At 62.8% G+C, this 17,386-nt stretch carries 16 protein-coding genes and 1 pseudogene; 11 read left to right on the plus strand and 6 right to left on the minus strand.

The genetic code is table 11. The annotated features are described in order from the left end of the window. The first annotated feature begins 9 nt into the window (after nt 1-9). The 7 genes from nadD (at nt 10) to IGS61_RS12505 (ending at nt 5,463) form a co-directional block, all read left to right on the plus strand. Nucleotides 10-666: a nicotinate (nicotinamide) nucleotide adenylyltransferase gene (gene nadD / locus IGS61_RS12475; protein ID WP_230539864.1), complete on the plus strand. Its 657-nt coding sequence runs from the start codon at nt 10-12 to the stop codon at nt 664-666. Then, nucleotides 667-1,356: a ribosome silencing factor gene (gene rsfS, locus IGS61_RS12480; RefSeq protein ID WP_230539865.1), complete on the plus strand. Its 690-nt coding sequence runs from the start codon at nt 667-669 to the stop codon at nt 1,354-1,356. 6 nt (nt 1,357-1,362) lie between these two features. After that, complete coding sequence (gene rlmH / locus IGS61_RS12485; RefSeq protein WP_034747108.1) at nt 1,363-1,833, plus strand: 23S rRNA (pseudouridine(1915)-N(3))-methyltransferase RlmH; 471 nt, start codon at nt 1,363-1,365, stop codon at nt 1,831-1,833. Nucleotides 1,834-1,840: 7 nt separating this feature from the next. Continuing rightward, a complete protein-coding gene (locus IGS61_RS12490) occupies nt 1,841-2,461 on the plus strand; it encodes a Maf family protein (protein ID WP_230539866.1) in 621 nt (206 codons plus the stop codon). 41 nt (nt 2,462-2,502) lie between these two features. Next, the gene (rng, locus tag IGS61_RS12495) at nt 2,503-3,966 is read left to right on the plus strand and encodes a ribonuclease G (RefSeq protein WP_086143927.1); all 1,464 of its coding nucleotides are present in this window, start codon (nt 2,503-2,505) and stop codon (nt 3,964-3,966) included. 2 nt (nt 3,967-3,968) lie between these two features. Further along, entirely contained in the window at nt 3,969-4,760 is a 792-nt protein-coding gene (locus IGS61_RS12500) for a helix-turn-helix transcriptional regulator (protein ID WP_230539867.1), read from the plus strand. Between the two features lie 79 nt (nt 4,761-4,839). After that, the gene (locus tag IGS61_RS12505; RefSeq protein ID WP_230539868.1) at nt 4,840-5,463 is read left to right on the plus strand and encodes a LysE family translocator; all 624 of its coding nucleotides are present in this window, start codon (nt 4,840-4,842) and stop codon (nt 5,461-5,463) included. Here IGS61_RS12505 and IGS61_RS12510 read toward each other — a convergent pair. Together IGS61_RS12510 and IGS61_RS12515 are read right to left on the minus strand one after the other, a co-directional pair. After that, entirely contained in the window at nt 5,439-5,978 is a 540-nt protein-coding gene (locus tag IGS61_RS12510; RefSeq protein ID WP_230539869.1) for a hypothetical protein, read from the minus strand. The two genes, IGS61_RS12505 and IGS61_RS12510, sit on opposite strands and share 25 nt — an antisense overlap. 73 nt (nt 5,979-6,051) lie before the next feature. Next, a complete protein-coding gene (locus IGS61_RS12515; RefSeq protein WP_230539870.1) occupies nt 6,052-7,077 on the minus strand; it encodes a LacI family DNA-binding transcriptional regulator in 1,026 nt (341 codons plus the stop codon). A gap of 207 nt (nt 7,078-7,284) precedes the next feature. On the opposite strand from IGS61_RS12515, the pseudogene IGS61_RS12520 reads away from it, so the two are divergent. The 4 genes and pseudogenes from IGS61_RS12520 to IGS61_RS12535 form a co-directional block, all read left to right on the plus strand. Continuing rightward, nucleotides 7,285-8,523: pseudogene (locus IGS61_RS12520) on the plus strand (malic enzyme-like NAD(P)-binding protein); the annotation flags it as partial. A 254-nt stretch (nt 8,524-8,777) separates the two neighbouring features. After that, nucleotides 8,778-9,989, plus strand: coding sequence for an O-antigen ligase family protein (locus IGS61_RS12525; RefSeq protein ID WP_230539871.1), 1,212 nt, complete (start codon nt 8,778-8,780; stop codon nt 9,987-9,989). A 51-nt stretch (nt 9,990-10,040) separates the two neighbouring features. Continuing rightward, nucleotides 10,041-11,774 (plus strand): lipid A export permease/ATP-binding protein MsbA, encoded by a 1,734-nt coding sequence (gene msbA, locus IGS61_RS12530; RefSeq protein ID WP_230539872.1) that lies wholly within the window; start codon nt 10,041-10,043, stop codon nt 11,772-11,774. A 35-nt stretch (nt 11,775-11,809) separates the two neighbouring features. Continuing rightward, complete coding sequence (locus IGS61_RS12535) at nt 11,810-12,910, plus strand: glycosyltransferase family 9 protein (protein WP_230539873.1); 1,101 nt, start codon at nt 11,810-11,812, stop codon at nt 12,908-12,910. A 15-nt stretch (nt 12,911-12,925) separates the two neighbouring features. Here IGS61_RS12535 and IGS61_RS12540 read toward each other — a convergent pair whose 3' ends face one another. The 4 genes from IGS61_RS12540 to IGS61_RS12555 all read right to left on the minus strand — a co-directional run bounded on the left by IGS61_RS12540 (nt 12,926) and on the right by IGS61_RS12555 (nt 17,310). Then, a complete protein-coding gene (locus IGS61_RS12540) occupies nt 12,926-13,537 on the minus strand; it encodes a response regulator transcription factor (RefSeq protein WP_230539874.1) in 612 nt (203 codons plus the stop codon). Then, nucleotides 13,524-15,119, minus strand: a complete 1,596-nt coding sequence (locus IGS61_RS12545) for an ATP-binding protein (protein WP_230539875.1) — start codon at nt 15,117-15,119, stop codon at nt 13,524-13,526. Before IGS61_RS12545 ends, IGS61_RS12540 begins: the two co-directional genes overlap by 14 nt. A gap of 119 nt (nt 15,120-15,238) precedes the next feature. After that, nucleotides 15,239-16,627, minus strand: a complete 1,389-nt coding sequence (locus tag IGS61_RS12550) for an ATP-binding protein (RefSeq protein WP_230539876.1) — start codon at nt 16,625-16,627, stop codon at nt 15,239-15,241. After that, a complete protein-coding gene (locus IGS61_RS12555) occupies nt 16,624-17,310 on the minus strand; it encodes a response regulator (RefSeq protein ID WP_230539877.1) in 687 nt (228 codons plus the stop codon). Before IGS61_RS12555 ends, IGS61_RS12550 begins: the two co-directional genes overlap by 4 nt. Between the last annotated feature and the right edge of the window lie 76 nt (nt 17,311-17,386).

Here is a 17,386-nt window from a genome sequence, read left to right on the forward strand (position 1 = left end):
GCGGGCAGTATGCCCTGTGTGACGCTGCTTGGCGGCAGCTACGATCCGGTGCATATCGGCCATGTCGCCCTGGGCAAGCATTTTTCCAGCCTGCTGCACGCCGATGAACTGCGCGTGATTCCGGCCGGCGCGCCCTGGCAAAAGGGTAAGCTGGGCGCCACCGGCCGGCAGCGCGCCGAGATGGCCGGCCTGGCCTTCGCCGGCCTGCCCCTGCCCGTGGTGATCGACCGCCAGGAAATCGAACGCAGCGAACATGGCCAGGCCAGCTACACCATCGATACCTTGCGCCAGGTACGCGCCGAGCTGGGATCGCGCGCCTCCATCGTTTTCCTGATGGGTGCCGACCAGCTGCAGCGGCTCGCGACCTGGCGCGAATGGCAGCAATTATTTGAATACGCGCATATCTGCGTCGCGGCCCGCCCCGGCTTCGCGCTGAATGACGCCGCAGTGCCGCAAGTGGTCGCCGATGCATTTTCGCGCCGCCTGGGGTCTCTGGAAAGCATCCGCAACACGCCGCACGGTCTGACTTATCTGGCACAGGACTTCGCGGTGGATATCTCCGCCACCGAAATACGTGCGGCATTACAACGGGGGAATCGGGCAAACCCGCTTGTTTCCCCGCTAGTGCTAGACTATATTGAACAACATAATTTATACAAAAGCTAAATGGATATCAAAAAACTGCAAACCCTCGTCGTTGACGCCCTTGAAGACGTCAAAGGCCAAGACATCGCCGTCTTCGAAACGAGTCACCTGACCAGCCTGTTCGACCGCATCGCGATCGTTTCCGGTACCTCGAACCGTCAAACCAAGGCGCTGGCCGCCTCGGTGCGCAACAAGGTCAAGGACGCCGGCGGCGACATCATCGGCATGGAAGGCGAGGACACAGGTGAATGGGTGCTGGTCGATCTGGGCGACATGATCGTCCACATCATGCAAGCACCTATCCGCGCCTACTACCGCCTGGAAGAAATCTGGGGCGACACCCCGGTCAAGCTGGGTGCCGCCAAGCGCGCGCCGAAAAAAGCCGCTGGCGACGAGCCGAAGAAGGTCAGCGGCCATCTGGCGGCAAGCAAGGCCAATGTGGAAGCTGCGCCCGTGATCGAAAAGAAAGCGCCAGCGAAGAAAGCCACGGCCGCCACCGCCGCCAAGAAAGCCCCGGCGAAAAAAGCCGCCGTTTCGAAAGCCGTCGGCAAGACCGTGAAAGTCGCGCCTACCAAGACCGAGACAGCCGCCGTGAAAGCGCTGAAAGCGCTGCCGGAGAAAAAAGTACGCGCCCCACGCGCGGCCAAGCCGGCAGCCGATGCTGCACCGGCAAAAACCGTGATCAAGCGTATCAAAAAAGTCGAAGCGTAAGCCTCGATGCAGCTCATCATCGCTGCGGTCGGCCATAAAATGCCGGCCTGGATAGAGACGGGCTTCGCGGAATACGCGAAGCGCATGCCGCCGGAATTGCGCATCGTGCTGAAAGAAATCAAGCCGGTGGAGCGTTCCGGCAGCAAGACCGCCGCCACGGCGATGGCGCTGGAACGCGAACGCATCGAAGCCGTCCTGCCCAAGGGCGTGCGCATCATCGCCCTCGACGAACGCGGCAAGGATCTGACCAGCGTCGGCCTGTCGCAGCAGTTGATGGCGTGGCAGCAGGATGGCCGCGACACCGCCTTTTTGATCGGCGGCGCCGACGGCCTCGATCCGCAACTCAAGGCGCGTGCCGAGGGCATGCTGCGCATTTCCAGCATGACCCTGCCGCACGGCGTGGTGCGCGTGATCCTCGCCGAGCAGCTCTATCGCGCCTGGTCGATCACGCAAAACCACCCCTACCACCGCGTCTGAACTCCCCATGAAAACGGCTGATCACAAGATCTACCTCGCCTCCAAAAGCCCGCGCCGGCGCGAACTGCTGCGCCAGATCGGCATCGATTTCGAATTGCTGCTGCTGCGCAGCGACGGCCCGCGCGGCGCCGACGTCACCGAGGAAGTCCTGCCCGGCGAATCGGCGCTCGACTATGTCGCCCGCGTGTCGAATGAAAAAGCCGCCTTCGCCTGGGACCTGGTGCGCCGCCGCCACCTGACCCCGCGCCCCGTGCTGGCAGCCGACACCACCGTCACCATCGACGGCATCATCCTCGGCAAGCCGGCCGACCGCCTTGAGGCCGTGGCGATGCTGCAGCAGCTGTCGGGCCGCACGCACGAGGTGCTCACCTCGATCGCCGTGCACTACAAGGATTTCGCCGAGCAGCGCACGCAAGTGTCGCAAGTGCGCTTCGGCGTGCTCTCGCCCGCCTCGATCGCCGCGTATTGCGCCACGCCGGAACCGTACGACAAGGCCGGCGGCTACGGCATCCAGGGCAGCGCCGCGCTGTTCGTCGAGCATATCGAAGGCAGCCATTCCGGCATCATGGGCCTGCCCCTGTACGAAACTGCACAGTTGCTACGGCTGGCAGGTTTGCCCCTGCCCTGATCGGGTATGATGTCATTCGTTGCCTCCACTCCCGCGCCCCCATGAACGAAGACATCCTGATCAATATCACGCCGCAAGAAACGCGCGTCGCCCTCATCCTGCAGGGCGCCGTGCAGGAATTGCACATCGAGCGCACGCTCACGCGCGGCCTGGCCGGCAATGTGTATTCCGGCAAAGTGGTGCGGGTGTTGCCGGGCATGCAGTCGGCTTTCATCGACATCGGCCTGGAACGCGCCGCCTTCCTGCACGTGGCAGACATCTGGGAAGCGCGCGGCCACGATGGCCAGAACGCCACGCCCGCTCCCATCGAAAAAATCCTGTTTGACGGCCAGGTGCTGACGGTGCAGGTGATCAAGGACCCCATCGGCACCAAGGGCGCGCGCCTGTCGACGCAGATTTCCATCGCCGGGCGCATGCTGGTGTACCTGCCGCAAGACAAGCACATCGGCATCTCGCAGAAAATCGAAAAGGAAGCGGAGCGCGAACAGCTGCGCGTGCGCCTGCAAAGCCTGCTGCCGCCCGACGAAAAGGGCGGCTACATCGTGCGCACCATGGCCGAAGACGCCTCCGACGCAGACCTGAAGGCGGACGTCGACTACCTGCGCAAGACCTGGAGCACCATCACGCACGGCGCGCGCACGCGTCCCGCCACCAGCCTGCTGCACCAGGACTTGAACCTGGCGCAGCGCGTGCTGCGCGACTTCGTCGGCGATGAAACGGCCACCATCCAGGTCGATTCGCGCGAAAACTACGTGAAATTGCGCGAATTCGCGGAAATCTATACGCCTAGCGAGCTGACGCGATTACAGCACTACACGGGCGAGCGCCCCCTGTTCGACCTGTACGGCGTGGAAGAAGAAATCCTGCGCGCCCTGGGCCGCCGCGTCGACCTGAAATCGGGCGGCTACCTGATCGTCGACCAGACGGAAGCGATGACCACGATCGACGTCAACACGGGCGGCTTTGTGGGCGGGCGCAACTTCGCCGACACGATTTTCAAGACCAACCTGGAGGCGGCGCACGCCATCGCGCGCCAGCTGCGCCTGCGCAACCTGGGCGGCATCATCATCCTCGACTTCATCGACATGGACAATGCCGAGCACCGCAACGCCGTGCTGGCTGAGCTGAAACGCACCTTGTCGCGCGACCGCACCAAGGTTTCGGTGAGCAATTTCTCGCCGCTGGGCCTGGTGGAAATGACGCGCAAGCGCACGCGCGAATCGCTGGCGCACATCCTGTGCGAACCGTGCCCCGCCTGCGCCGGCAAGGGACAAGTCAAGACTTCGCGCACGATCTGCTATGAAATCCTGCGCGAACTGCTGCGCGAGGCAAAACAGTTCAACCCGCGCGAATTCCGCATCCTCGCCTCACAGGAAGTGGTCGATCTGTTTTTGGAAGAGGAATCGCAGCACCTGGCCATGCTCGGTGACTTCATCGGCAAAAAAATCTCGCTGCAGGTGGAGAATGCTTACCACCAGGAGCAGTACGACGTGATTTTGATGTAGTCATGCCGGGCACCACCGCCTTCTGGCGCGACCCGTTTCTCCCCCACGTGGAAAGCCGGCGCGCCTGTCACAGCCGGGCGTGCTACAAGCCCCACAGCCATCCCACGTTTTCCATCGGCGCCGTCGACGCGGGCAGCAGCGTGTTTACGGGCAGCCACGGCCGCCAGGCAGCGCTGCGCGCCGGCAGCCTGGTACTGGTGCCGGCCGGCTGCGTGCACGCCTGCAATCCCCTGCCTGACGCCGTCTGGAGCTACCAGATGCTGCATCTCGATGCGCAGTGGCTACAGGCGAATATCCCCCCGCTTTGCACAGACAGCGCCAGCGTGCTGCACGATCCTGCCCTGTACGCGCAGTTCTGCGCCATGAATGCGCTGCTGTTCTCGCCCGCGCCCCCGGCCGAGAAGCAAGCCGCGCTGCTGGCCTTCCTGCACGCCTGCGCCGGTGCCAGCGGAGCGACCTCCTTGCCCTCGCGCGCGGCCCGCATCCCCGCGCAGCTGCGCCAGGTACTGCAGGCGCTGCAGGAACAGCCCCTGGCCAGCCTGGAGTCCTTGTCCGCACTGGCCGGCATGAGCCGTTACCAATTGATCCGCGCCTTCCGCGCCGCCACCGGCATGACGCCGCATGCCTACCAGCTGAATCTGAGTGTCAATCGCGCGCGCGACGGCGTGCAGGCAGGTAACGCACTGGCGGACATCGCTTGCGAACTGGGTTTTTCCGACCAGAGCCATCTGCAGCGCGTCTTCAAGGCGCATGCAGGCATCACGCCGGGGCGCTATCGCGGCCAGGGCGGCTAGAACACCTGCAATTTTCTTCAATACAGGCTGTCGCCAGCCCCTGCATACTCGCGCATCGCCATTGCCGGAGCCGACTTACATGCAGGATTTTCTCTTCATCGCCGCCGCCCACTTTCTTTCCCTGCTGTCGCCCGGTCCCGATTTTTTCCTGATCGCACGCACCTCGCTGGCCTACGGCTGGCGCGGCGCCGCCGGCACCTGCATGGGCATCACCGTGGCCAATGCGGTGTTCATCGTGGCGGCGTTTGGCGGACTATCGGTGCTGCGGGCAGGCAGTACGGCATTCATGGTGGTGCGGCTGGCAGGATGCGCCTATCTGCTGTACCTGGGCTGGCTGTTCCTGCGCCATGCGGGCAAGAGCAGCCTGGATGCAAAGCCCGCCAGCGGCAAGGCGCGCTGGCGCGGCGGTATCGTGATGGGGTTTGTCTCCGCCATCCTGAACCCGAAGAATGCGCTGTTCTATGTCAGCCTGGCCACCGTGCTGGCCAGCAGGCAAACGAGTCCCGCTGCGATGGCGGCGTATGGCGCGTGGATGGTCTTTGTCGTGCTGGCGTGGGATATGACGGTAGCGCTGGCCATCGGCAGCACCGCCCTGCGGCAGCGCTTTACGCGCGCGCTGCCGTCACTGGAACGGCTGTCGGGCGTGATGCTGATCGTACTGGCGCTGGTGCTGCTGGTTCAGGCGGGCAGCGGATCCAGGTAAAACACGGCATACACTTTCAAGGGCGTGGTTTCCGTGGCTTTTTCCGAACGCACGACGGAGCAGTCGTCTGCCGCCAGGCTGCGCCAGTTCTGGATGCCCGCCTTGGCAAACATGGCGTGCGCGGGCGCGTTGGCGGCCAGGTCCAGCACCAGGCAGGCGTTGCGCGGGCCGGCGCCGTAGTTGACGGCGCGGATCTCGATGCCGAAGGTCGTCATCCACGGCTCCCACAAACCTTTTTCCTTGCCGGCGGCCATGCGCTCGAGCATTTCGCCAAAGCTCAAGCCTTTCTTGACGGTGCTGCGCAGGGCTTGCAACGACGGCGCCAGGCGGGGATCGGCTTGCTTGTTGCCGGCACGGATCTCGGCGATCGCTTTCAATTCCTTGATGATGGCCGCATCGCGCTCCGTGTAGTCGCGCATGCGCGCGTAAAACTCGGCATCGAGGAAGGGATTGACGGTCAGCTTGACGGCGCCCTCTTCGCGGCGTTTGGGGGAAGGCGTGTTGGTTTTGGTCATGGCGATGGAGGGGCAAAATACGTTGAGGGGCGCCAGTGTACCACCTTGCGGCGGCGCGGCCCCAGGCGCGGCATCAGCCCCTGGGAGCGGCCGTCGATTCGCGCACCACCAGTTCAGGTTTCAGGCGTACGTCGAGCACCGGGGAATCGGGCGAGGCTATGGTTTGCAGGATCAGCCGGGCCGCTTCCGTGCCGATGCCATGGTGGCGGATGCGGATGGTGGTCAGGGGCGGACGGATCATGTCCATGTATGGCATGTCGTTGTGGCCCACCACGGAAATATCTTCAGGGCAACTCAAGCCCAGTTCACGGATGGCGTCGTAGCAGCCGATGGCCACCAGGTCGCTGCCCGTCACCACGGCCGTCGTCTGCGGCGACTGGCGCAGCAGTTCCAGCAGGGCCGCCTTGCCGCATTCGCGCGAATAGCCGCTGCTTTCAAACACGAACGCTTGCGAGGGATCGAGCTCGCTGGCCTGGATGGCGGCCAGGAAACCGAGGCGGCGCACGTGGCCGGTGGACAGGTTTTCCGGACCGGCAATGTGGGCGATATGGCGGTGCCCCAGCGCCAGCAAGTGTTCCACGGCCAGTCGCATGCCGACCACGTCGTCGCTGACGACGCAGGACGCGACGCCCGTCTCGTCGCTGCGGTTGACGGTGACGACAGGCACATTCTGGTCGATGCACATCTTGATGACGGGATCGTCGCGCCGTGCGGTAGCCAAAATCAGGCCATCGACCTGCTGCCCCAGCAGGCGGTTGATGACGAACAGCTGTTCCTCCTCGTCGGCGCCCACGTTGGCGACGATGGCCAGGTAGCCATGCTTGCGCAAGCCTTCCTCGATGCCCAGCAGGATCGGCGGGAAAACGGCATTCGTGATGTCGGGCAAGACCACGCCGATGATGCGCGACTTGCGCGTGACGAGGGTGGAGGCGGCGCGATTCGGCCGGTAGCCGAGCCGGCCCGCTTCGGCCAGCACGCGCGCGGCCACCTCGGCGCTGACCATTTGCCGCGTTGCCGGGTTCATCACGCGCGAGACGGTGGAAAAGTGCACGCCGCTGGCCCGCGCGACGTCGCTTAAGGTGGGGTTCTTGTTTGTCATGGGCTTCCCGGATCGCAATACCGTGATTTTATCGCAAAAAATCCCCGCTCCGTCAAAAACCGAGCAAACGCTTGCATTGAAAGAATGCCGTTGCTCAAAGCGGTTTTGGTCGACTTAAGCACAATCCAGCCTTGACAGCGTGCAAACGCTTGCATACCATGGCTCGGATTGACCACTCGGGCCTTGTATGCCCTTCCCAGAATTCCTATGTCTACTTCGCACAGCAAGCACGCCGAACAGAACGGCGAAACCTTCAACCTGAAAGAAGCCGCCCTCGCCTATCACGCGGAACCCCGCGCAGGCAAGATTTCCGTCACGCCAACCAAACCACTGGGCGACGCCCGTGCCCTGACCCTGGCGTACTCGCCGGGCGTGGCCTTCGCCTGCGAAGCCATCGTGGAAGATCCGCGCACGGCCGGCACCTACACCTCGCGCAGCAACCTGGTGGCCGTGATCACCAATGGCACCGCCGTGCTGGGCCTGGGCGACATCGGCCCGCTGGCCAGCAAACCCGTGATGGAAGGCAAAGCCTGCCTGTTCAAGCAGTTCGCCGATGTCGATGTGTTCGACATCGAACTGGCCGAAAACGATCCCGACCTGTTCATCGACACCGTGGTGCGCATGGAGCCGACCTTCGGCGGCATCAACCTGGAAGACATCAAGGCGCCCGACTGCTTCTACATCGAACAGCAATTGCGCAAACGCATGAACATTCCCGTCTTCCACGACGACCAGCATGGCACGGCCATCATCGTCGCGGCCGGAATCCTGAATGGCCTGGAACTGGTGGGCAAGGATATCGGCAACGTGAAAGTGGCCGTCTCGGGCGCCGGCGCGGCGTCGATCGCCTGCCTGGACCTGCTCGTTTCGCTGGGCCTGAACAAATCGCTGCTGAAGGTCTGCGACAGCCAGGGCGTGATCTACCCTGGCCGCGATGCCAGCATGGAAGAGAACAAGGCGCGCTACGCGAATGACACGAGCGACCGCGACCTGGCCGACGCCATGGTCGGCGCCGACATCTTCATCGGCGTCTCGAAGGGCGGCGTGGTCAGCGCGCAGATGGTCGAATCGATGGCCGCCAAGCCCTTGATCTTCGCCCTGGCCAATCCGCATCCGGAAATCGCCCCTGAGAAGGTGCATGCCGTGCGTGACGACGCCATCGTGGCCACGGGCCGCTCGGATTACCCGAACCAGATCAACAACGTGCTGTGCTTCCCGTACATCTTCCGCGGCGCGCTCGACGTGGGCGCCACCACCATCAACGAAGAAATGAAGCTGGCCTGCGTGCGCGCCATCGCCGCACTGGCCAAGGAGCCATTGCCAGGCCACGAAAGCAGCGCGCTGACGCCGCTGCAACTGATTCCATCGCCATTCGATGAACGCCTGCGCAGCTGGGTCGCGCCTGCCGTATCGCAAGCAGCGATCGCCACGGGCGTGGCGACGCGCGTGCCCGCGACAGCCTGATGCGCATGGCAAGGACTTTCTTGCCTTAGCAAAATAACAGCAAGTTACCATTGCTTACAAAAAAACCATGGCTAAAAACCATGGTTTTTTCGTTTCTGCCCTTGGATACGGTCAAATCGTTATTAATAAGCACATATCATGCGAGCGTTTTGGCATGAACCTTCGATTACAATGGCGGCTATTTTATGTTGCTACAGTTGCCATTGTGGCGACAACATGCGTTAACAAGGATATTCATGCTCGGCCTGACTTCTGTTTCTGTTTTTCTTTTTTTTGCATTGGCGCTGGCTGTCAATAGCGGATATTCCCTTGGTGCACTGGTGCTCCTGCTCGCAAGCAGCTGGCTGCTATGGAAACGCCCCCGCCTGAACCTGCAACGCCGGGATTATCTGATGCTCGGTACACTGCTACTGTATTTCGCCATTTTTACGGCCAATATGCTTTATCACGCCGATCCGGCGCGCGAACTCGACATTCCCCTGCGTGCCCTGCTGGCCGCACCAGTGCTGCTGCTGCTGCTGGCATACCCACCCCGGCCGGAGGCATGGTGGAGCGGCCTGGTCATCGGCGCCATCAGTGGTACGGCTCTGGCTTCCTGGCAATTTTTCGCACTCGATGTATACCGCCCGCAAGCGGCAACCAGCAATGCCATCCACTATGGCAATGTCAGCATGCTGCTTGGCATGCTAGCCCTATGTGGCATGGGATGGGCAAGTAAGCAGCGCCACCGCCTGGCATGGAGCCTGCTCCTGCTAGCCGGTGGCCTGTCCGGCATTCTGGGATCCGTCATCAGCGGCAGCCGTAGCGGCTGGCTGGTGTTACCCGCCTGTGGCTGCCTTTTTTCATACTATTATTCGAAGGGCCGCGGCGCACGCTATCTGGCCGCTCTGCTCGGTGCACTGCTGGCGGCATTCCTGCTTGCCTATACACTTCCCAACTCCCGCATGCCCCAGCGCGTGGAAGTGGCTGTCAATGAGATCAAACAGTTCCAGGACAGCGACAATGTGACCACGTCGATTGGCCAGCGCATGGAAATGTGGCGCACCGCGATAGACATGTACCAGCAACGCCCCTGGACAGGCTTGGGCCGCAACGGTTACATGGAACAAAAATCGATGCTGGTGGATGAAGGCAAGGCCAACGTTGCCATACGCCGGCATACCAATGCCCACAACGACTACCTCGATACGCTGGTCAAGCGCGGCATCATCGGCGTAATGGCCTTGTTGGCGCTCTTCCTCGTGCCGTTGCTCCTGTTTGCACGCGCCCTGCGCCAGAGTGCGCCCGCAGCCCAGCCCTATGCGCTGGCCGGCGTGGTGCTATGCACCTGCTACATGATTTTTGGCCTGACGACGAGTTCGCTAACCCTGAATATCGGCATCATCATGCTGACCTTCCCGATGGTGATACTGTGGGCCATGTTGCGCCAGCAAGAACGCCTTGCCTGAGCTCGTTTTCCGCCTGACCGTTTTTGCTGTCCCTTGCAAGGAACCATACCGATGCTCACGCCCGACCTGAAGCGCCTCACCGCGCTGCACGCGCCCTATAAAAAACACCTGGCCCTGGCCCTGCTGGCGATGGTCGTCACGGCGGCGACGGAACCACTGTTGCCATATGCGCTCAAGTTGCTGCTCGACAATGGTTTTGGCGGCAAGGTCAGTTTTTCCTTCTGGCTGGTGCCGCTGATCGTCATCGGCATCTTTACCATGCGCGGCACCTCGACCTTTGCCAGCAGCTACCTGATGAGCTATGTATCCACGCGCATCCTCAACGAGTTGCGGCGCAGGATGTTTGCCAGCATGCTCAACCTGCCTATCGACTTTTACAACACGCACACGGTGGGCAAGGTCATCAACTCCATCATGTTTGAGGTGCAACAAATCATCGAGATGGTGACCAAGGTATTTACCTCGATCGTGCGCTCCTCGCTGACCGTGCTGGGCCTGCTGGCCTGGCTGCTGTACCTGAACTGGGCACTGACCCTGGTGACCCTGGTGCTGCTGCCCGTGCTGACCATCGTCGTGCGCACCACGGGCAAGCGCCTGAAAAAACTCAACCGCGACTCGCTGGCCGTCAACGCCGAACTGACCCAGGTCATCGAGGAAACCACGCGCGCGCAGCAAGTGATCAAGATCTTCGGCGGCCAGCAGTACGAGAAGGCCCGGTTCGAGGAGCGTGCCGAGCAATTGCGCCGCTACAGCATGCGCATGACCACGACCTTTTCCGCCACCGTGCCCATTACCCAGGTGATCACGGCCGCCGCCGTGGCCCTGGTCATCGTGATGGCCCTGTTCCAGTCGGAACAGGGACAAATCACGGTCGGCGGCTTTGTCTCCTTCATCACGGCGATGTTGATGCTGCTGACGCCCTTGAAGCAATTGGCCGAAGTCAACGGCCCCCTGCAGCGCGGCATGGCCGCCGCCGAGGAAGTCTTCCAGCTGATCGACAAGACGCCGGAACGCACGGGCGGCAAGCCGCTTGCTGGCCGCTGCAGTGGCCGCATCGAGTTCAAGGATGTGAGCTTTGCCTATCCCGGACATCAGGAACCAGCCCTGCAACATATCGACCTGAACATTGCGCCAGGACAAACCGTCGCCTTTGTCGGCATGTCCGGCGGCGGCAAATCGACCCTGGTCAGCCTGCTGCCCGGCTTTTATTCAGTCAGCAGCGGTGAAATCTTGCTCGATGGGCAGAATATTGACGACATCGCCCTGACCAGCCTGCGCAGCCAGATCGCCATGGTCAGCCAGCAGGTGGTGTTGTTCGACGATACCCTGGCCGCCAATATCGCGTATGGCGATGCGGCGCCGGACCGGCAGCGCGTCGAAGCGGCCGCCGCGGCCGCTTTCCTGTCGGACGTCATCGATGGCTTGCCCGACGGACTGGAAACGCGCCTGGGCGACAACGGCTCGCGCCTGTCCGGCGGCCAGCGCCAGCGCGTGGCCATCGCCCGCGCCATCTACAAGGATGCTCCCATCCTGATCCTCGATGAAGCCACCTCGGCACTGGATACGGAGGCGGAACGGGCCGTGCAGGCAGCGCTGGAGCACCTGATGCAAGGCAGAACGACATTAGTTATTGCTCATCGACTATCTACAATTGAACGCGCGGACCGTATCGTGGTATTGTCACATGGGAAAATAATGGAAACCGGCAGTCATCAGCAATTATTGGATGCCGACGGCGCGTATGCCAATCTGCATCGCCTGCAATTTTCCCAGCAAGTGGTTTGACACCATCGAATGAATACCTGAAATCGTACTGATACATGACGCCTTTGATTCCCGCCGAACTGTTACAAAAGTCGGACAAAATTCTTTTCATCGCCCATCTGGCGCTGGGAGACTTTACTTACCTGCAAAATGGTTTCCGCGCCTTTGCCGCGGCCTACCCCCATATTCAGATCCACCTGTGGGTCGACGAAGTACGCCGCACGTCCGATGCCAGGCAATGGGAAGGCTTGCGCACCTATTCGCTGTACGACTGGGTAGAGCAGTCGGGCCTGTTCGCCAAGGTATACCGCAAGACCTACAGCCCCGCGCTCTATGAAGAGTCGCTGCGCGAGGCCAAGGCGGAGCACTATCCTGTCGTCGTCTCGCTGGCCCACGTACGGCCACAGCAGTATGCGGATCTTGCGCGCGCAATCAGCCCGAACGGGCTGGTGATCGGCACGCGCAAGCCGTTCAGCCCGCTTCGCCCCTGGCATTACCTGGCCTACCGCAAGATCGATGCCGTACTGGCATCGTATGCGGGACAGGATGCCGGCGAACACCATATCAGCAGCGTGTATGCGGATTGGTTCCATCAATTGACGGGACTCGACATTCCCGTGGCCGAACGCTACCCTTTCGTGCACATCCCCGAGCACGCACTGCAGCAGGCGCAGGAGCAGCTGGCCGCCTGGGGCTTTGCCCCGCGCCAGGGTCCGCTCGTACTCCTGAACCCGTTTGCCAAGTCGCACAAGCGCGGCTGGCCGCTGGAGCGCATTGCCGAACTGATCGCGCGCATGCAAGCGATGCCGAAATGGCAGCATGCCTGCTTCCTGATCAATGCCATGCCGCAGGAACTGGCCAAGGTGAATGCCGTCGTGCAGGCGCATGGCTTGCCGCGTACACACGCCTTCAGCGCCGTCGACAACTTCTTCCAGCTGCCGGCCATGCTGGCGCAATGCGACCTGATTATTTCGGTGGAAACATCGATCATGCACCTGGCGAACGCCGTGCATGTGCCCGTGGTGGCATTGATGCGCAAGAAGAATCCGGAATGGGCTCCCTTCGACAGCGCCAACAGCACCGTCATCACGGTGGCGCGGCGCAGCGACTGGGTCAAGGCGATCTCGGTCGATCAGGTATTGCAGACCATCGCCTAGACGGCTCTAGCGCGGCTAGCCGGTGCCCAGCATGCTGATGCGCACCAGGTCGGCCACATTATCCACACCGAGTTTGTCCATCAGGCGCGCCTTGTGCACTTCCACCGTGCGCACGGAAATGCCGAGTGCCGGAGCGATATCGCGGTTGTGCTGGCCCGTCACCACCAGCTGCATCACTTCGCGCTCGCGCGGCGTCAGGGTGCGCAGCAAGGCTTGCCCCGCCACCTGATGCTGCAACTGGCCGCGCGCATGCGCCTCGCGCGAAAACGCTTCCTCGATGGCGGCCAGCAGCTTGTCGTGGTCAAACGGCTTTTCCAGGAAATCGCTGGCCTGCGCCTTGAATGCCTGGCGTGCCAGCGCCACGTCGCCATGTCCCGTGATGATAATAATTGGCAACATGCAATCGAGCTCCAGCAGGCGGCGCTGCAGGCTCAGGCCATCCATGCCGGACATGCGGATATCGACCAGCAGGCAGCCGGCCCAGTCGGGCCGCCAGCTGTGCAAGAAATCCTCGCCGCAGGAAAACAGGGCCGTGCGGTAGCCGCGTATGCCCAACAGCAAACCCAGCGCATCGCGCACGGCGGGATCGTCGTCCACGATAAACACCGTCAAATTACTTGTCACCATACTCTCCTGTAGCGGCCGCGCTGGCGCGCGCCAGGGGCAGGATAAAACGAAAAATGCCATGCTTGCCCACTTCGGCCCATAGCTGGCCGCCATGCGCTTCGACGATGCTGCGGCTGAGCACCAGCCCCAGTCCCAGGCCGCTGGCCTTGGTCGAGACAAACGGTTCGAACAGGCGTGCCGCCAGGCTATTGGAAATGCCGGGCCCGCTATCTTCCACGGACAGACGCAACCGCCCGCCTTCGAGGCGCTCGGCCGACACCGTGATGCGGCGCTGGCCGCGCGGCTGGCCCATCACCGCATCCTGTGCATTGGCCAGCAGATTACGCAGCACCAGTTCAATTTGCAGGCGGTCGGCATTGACGGCCAGCGGCGACGGCGGCGCCAGCACCAGCTCGATGCCATGCTCGTGGAACAGCGGCGTGAACTGGCGCGCCATGCCCGCGATCAAGGCACTCGCTTCCACCGCTTCGAGCTGCATTGCGCCGGTACGGAAAAAGTCGCGCAAGCGGCGCACCACGTCCGCGGCGCGTCCCGATTCCACGATCATGTGCCCGATGGCGCCTTGCAGCAAGGCGCCTTTCTCGCCCCGTTCCAGCAGGTATTCGCACGCCTTGCCATAGGTCGACAAGGCCGTCAGCGGCTGGTTCAGCTCGTGCGCGAGCGCGGCCGCCATCTCGCCGGCGGCCGCCAGGCGCATCGTGTGTTTCAGTTCGTCAGCCACTTGCCGCATTTCATCGACGACGATACCGATAAAAAAGCCCACCAATGCCAGCACGGCATCGAGCAGCTGCAATTCATAAAACTGGATATCGACCGCATGCGTCCATTTCACCAGGGTAATGATGCAAAGTTGCAATACAAACACGGCCAGCATGGCGCCATGCAAGCCCTGGCGCGAGGCAGCCCAGATCACGGGGAGAAACAGGAAATAGAAATGCTTGTATTCGGAACGCACGATGGAACCGAAAACGCTCCAGAGCACGAAGCTGGCCAGGGCCAGATACGCCAGGGTTTCCCAGCGCCAGACGGCGGCATGCAGGCGTTCGCGCCCCCGCTCGCTGAACAGCACCCAGATCAGCGGCATCGACACCAGCATGCCGACCGTGTCGCCGATGCCGAAACGCCATACGGCCGTCCCCCATTCGCCAGCCGGGATGCGCCCCGTCAGCGACAGCAGGGAAATATAGCCGAGCGCATTGAGCACGGTGCCCGACAGGACGATCCCCACCCAGGCGCTCAGGCGGCGCCGGTTGTCGAAGATATCGCTGCTGCTGAAACTGCAGCGCAGTGCCGCGCCGATACCGCCATAGCCGAGCACCAGCCACGCCGAACAGAGCAAGGTCAAGGGCAGACCTGCCGGCATGCCGCGCACCAGCACCTCGCCAGCCACGAGGGCAATAAACCACGGCAGTGCCGCCTTGCGGCCGTGGATCAGCCAAAATACCAGGCCCAGCGCGGGATCGGGATTCCACGGGGTGATGTTCAGCCCGTACATCGGGTCGATATACGTCGCCCAGTCAAACAGCAGATACAGGCCGACAAAGGCGGGATACGGCAAGTAGCGGGACAGGAATGGGTGCATAACGGTGTTTTTTTAACTGTCCCGCATTATGCATCGCAAGCGTGCGCCACGCCATGCCATCTTGCGTTATAAGCACATGAAATAATTTTCAGACAATATCGCAAGCGCTGCCAGCACGATCAGGCGTCGGCCAATGGCAAGCGCACCTCCACCAGCAAACCCAGGCCGCCATTACCGCGGTGCAACTGAATCGTGCCACCGTGCTGGCGCACGACGGAAGCGACGATGGACAAGCCCAGGCCGCTGCCTGGCTGCGCCTGCTGCGGCGCGCGGAAAAAGCGGTCGAACACGCGGTCATACAGCGCCGGCGCAATGCCCGGCCCCTGATCGGCCACATGCAGCACGGCCTGGCCCCGCTCCGCATGCAGCGACACCGTCACGCTGCTGCCGCGCGGACTGTACTTGATGGCGTTTTCCACCAGGTTGTCGATCAGCGAAACGAGGCTCTCGCGCTGTCCGGGCACACTGAGCGAGATGCTGGCTTGCAACTCAAGCTCGATCTCGCCCGCCTGGGCCAGGCCGGACAGCGCCGCCAGGCGGTCTTGCAACAAGGTATCGAGCGCCTGCCGCCGCGGCAGTTCGCCCGCGCCCGCCTGCACTTCGCTGCGCGTCAGCTGCAGCAGCTGGCCCACCAGGCGCGCGGCCCGGTTGCCGCTGTTCAAGATACCGTCCAGCAGCTCTTGCTGGCGCGCATCATGTACCTGGCCCTGCAAGGCCTCGACATTCACGCGCATGGCCGCCAGCGGCGTGCGCAGCTCATGCGTGGCATCGGCGATGAAGCTGCGTTCGCGCGCGGCGCTGGCATCGACCCGCTGCAGCAGGGCATTGATATTGTCGACCAGTGCCGCCAGTTCGCCATGCGGCGGCTTGAACTCCAGCGGACGCAAGTCCTGCGGCCCGCGCGCCGCCACCTCCTGCGCCAGCTTGCGCCAGGGGCGCATGGCCAGGCGGATCGACAGCCAGGCCGGCACCAGCAGGAACGGCAGGCTGATCAGCAACGGCAGCAGGTAGTAACCGCGTGAATTGATCGTAATGAACAATTGCCAGGCGCCTCCCGCTTCCAGCACCGTCACGCGCGTGTTGCCCTCGGCCAGGCTGCGGCTGCGCCAGGCCTGGCCCTTGATGTACACCACTTCCATCTGTTCCGGGCCGGCGCTGCGGATGCCGCTGGGCGCATCGGGCGACTTGTAGACCAGCTTGCCCTCGCGCCAGACCAGGATGCGCGGCGCCAGTTCCGGCACTTTTCCCGTTTCAAACTCCTCGCGCAAGGCTGCGTCAATGGCGCGCAAGCTTTGTTCCTGGCGCTGCGGCTGCTCGGCCAGATTATCGGCCACGCTGATAATGGCGTGCAGGACGCTGCGGCTCACCGTGCTCGCTTCGTCCGCTCCCTCGACCAGCACATACGCCACGGCCAGGCTCCACACCATGGTCAGCATCAGCATTTGCGCCATCATCAGGCGGCGCACCAGGGTAGGCTGGCGCAGCGTGGCCCAGAAACGCCCCATCATGCGCCGGCACCCGGCTGGGCCGATGTCTCGCCCTGCTGGTCGATGACATAGCCGACGCCGCGCACGGTACGGATATAGCCTTCGCCTATCTTGCGGCGCAGGTTACCCATATGCACATCCAGGGTATTGCTGGCATTGGCCAGCCCGCCGGGCAGGATATGCTCCTCCAGCACGCGGCGCGTGATGACCCGGTTGGCGCGCATCAGCAAGGTCTTCAGCAAGGCATATTCGCTGGCCGTCAGCTCCACCGGCCGCCCGTGCACGCTGACACGGCGCGTGGGCACCTGCAGCAGCAGGCCGCGCAGCTCAATGGTGTCGCCGTCGAAGCCATAGCTGCGGCGCGCCAGCGCGCGCACGCGCGACAGCAGCTCGGCCAGCACGAAGGGCTTCACCAGGTAATCGTCGGCGCCGCCATCGAGGCCCCGCAAGCGCTGTTCCAGCGTGTCGCGGGCGCTGAGGATCAGCACCGGCAGGCGGGCCGCGCGCAACCGGGCCAGCAAATCGAGGCCATCGCCATCGGGCAAGCCCAGATCCAGCAGCACCAGTTCGCAACTGTCGTGCTCGATGCTGCGCGCCGCGTCTTCCAGGCTGCGCACCCAGACTACTTGCATGCCCTGGTCGCGCAAGGCAATCCGCACGCCGTTGCCCAGGTCCATATCGTCTTCTATCAGCAGTATCTTCATGGTGAGTATTAAACCACCGCAAGCTGAAGAATGGGTAAAGAAGCCTTCTTCATGCAATCTTAATAAAAGGCTCATT

Source organism: Janthinobacterium sp. FW305-129 (genome assembly GCF_020858115.1).
In the GTDB taxonomy this organism is placed as follows: domain Bacteria; phylum Pseudomonadota; class Gammaproteobacteria; order Burkholderiales; family Burkholderiaceae_D; genus Janthinobacterium.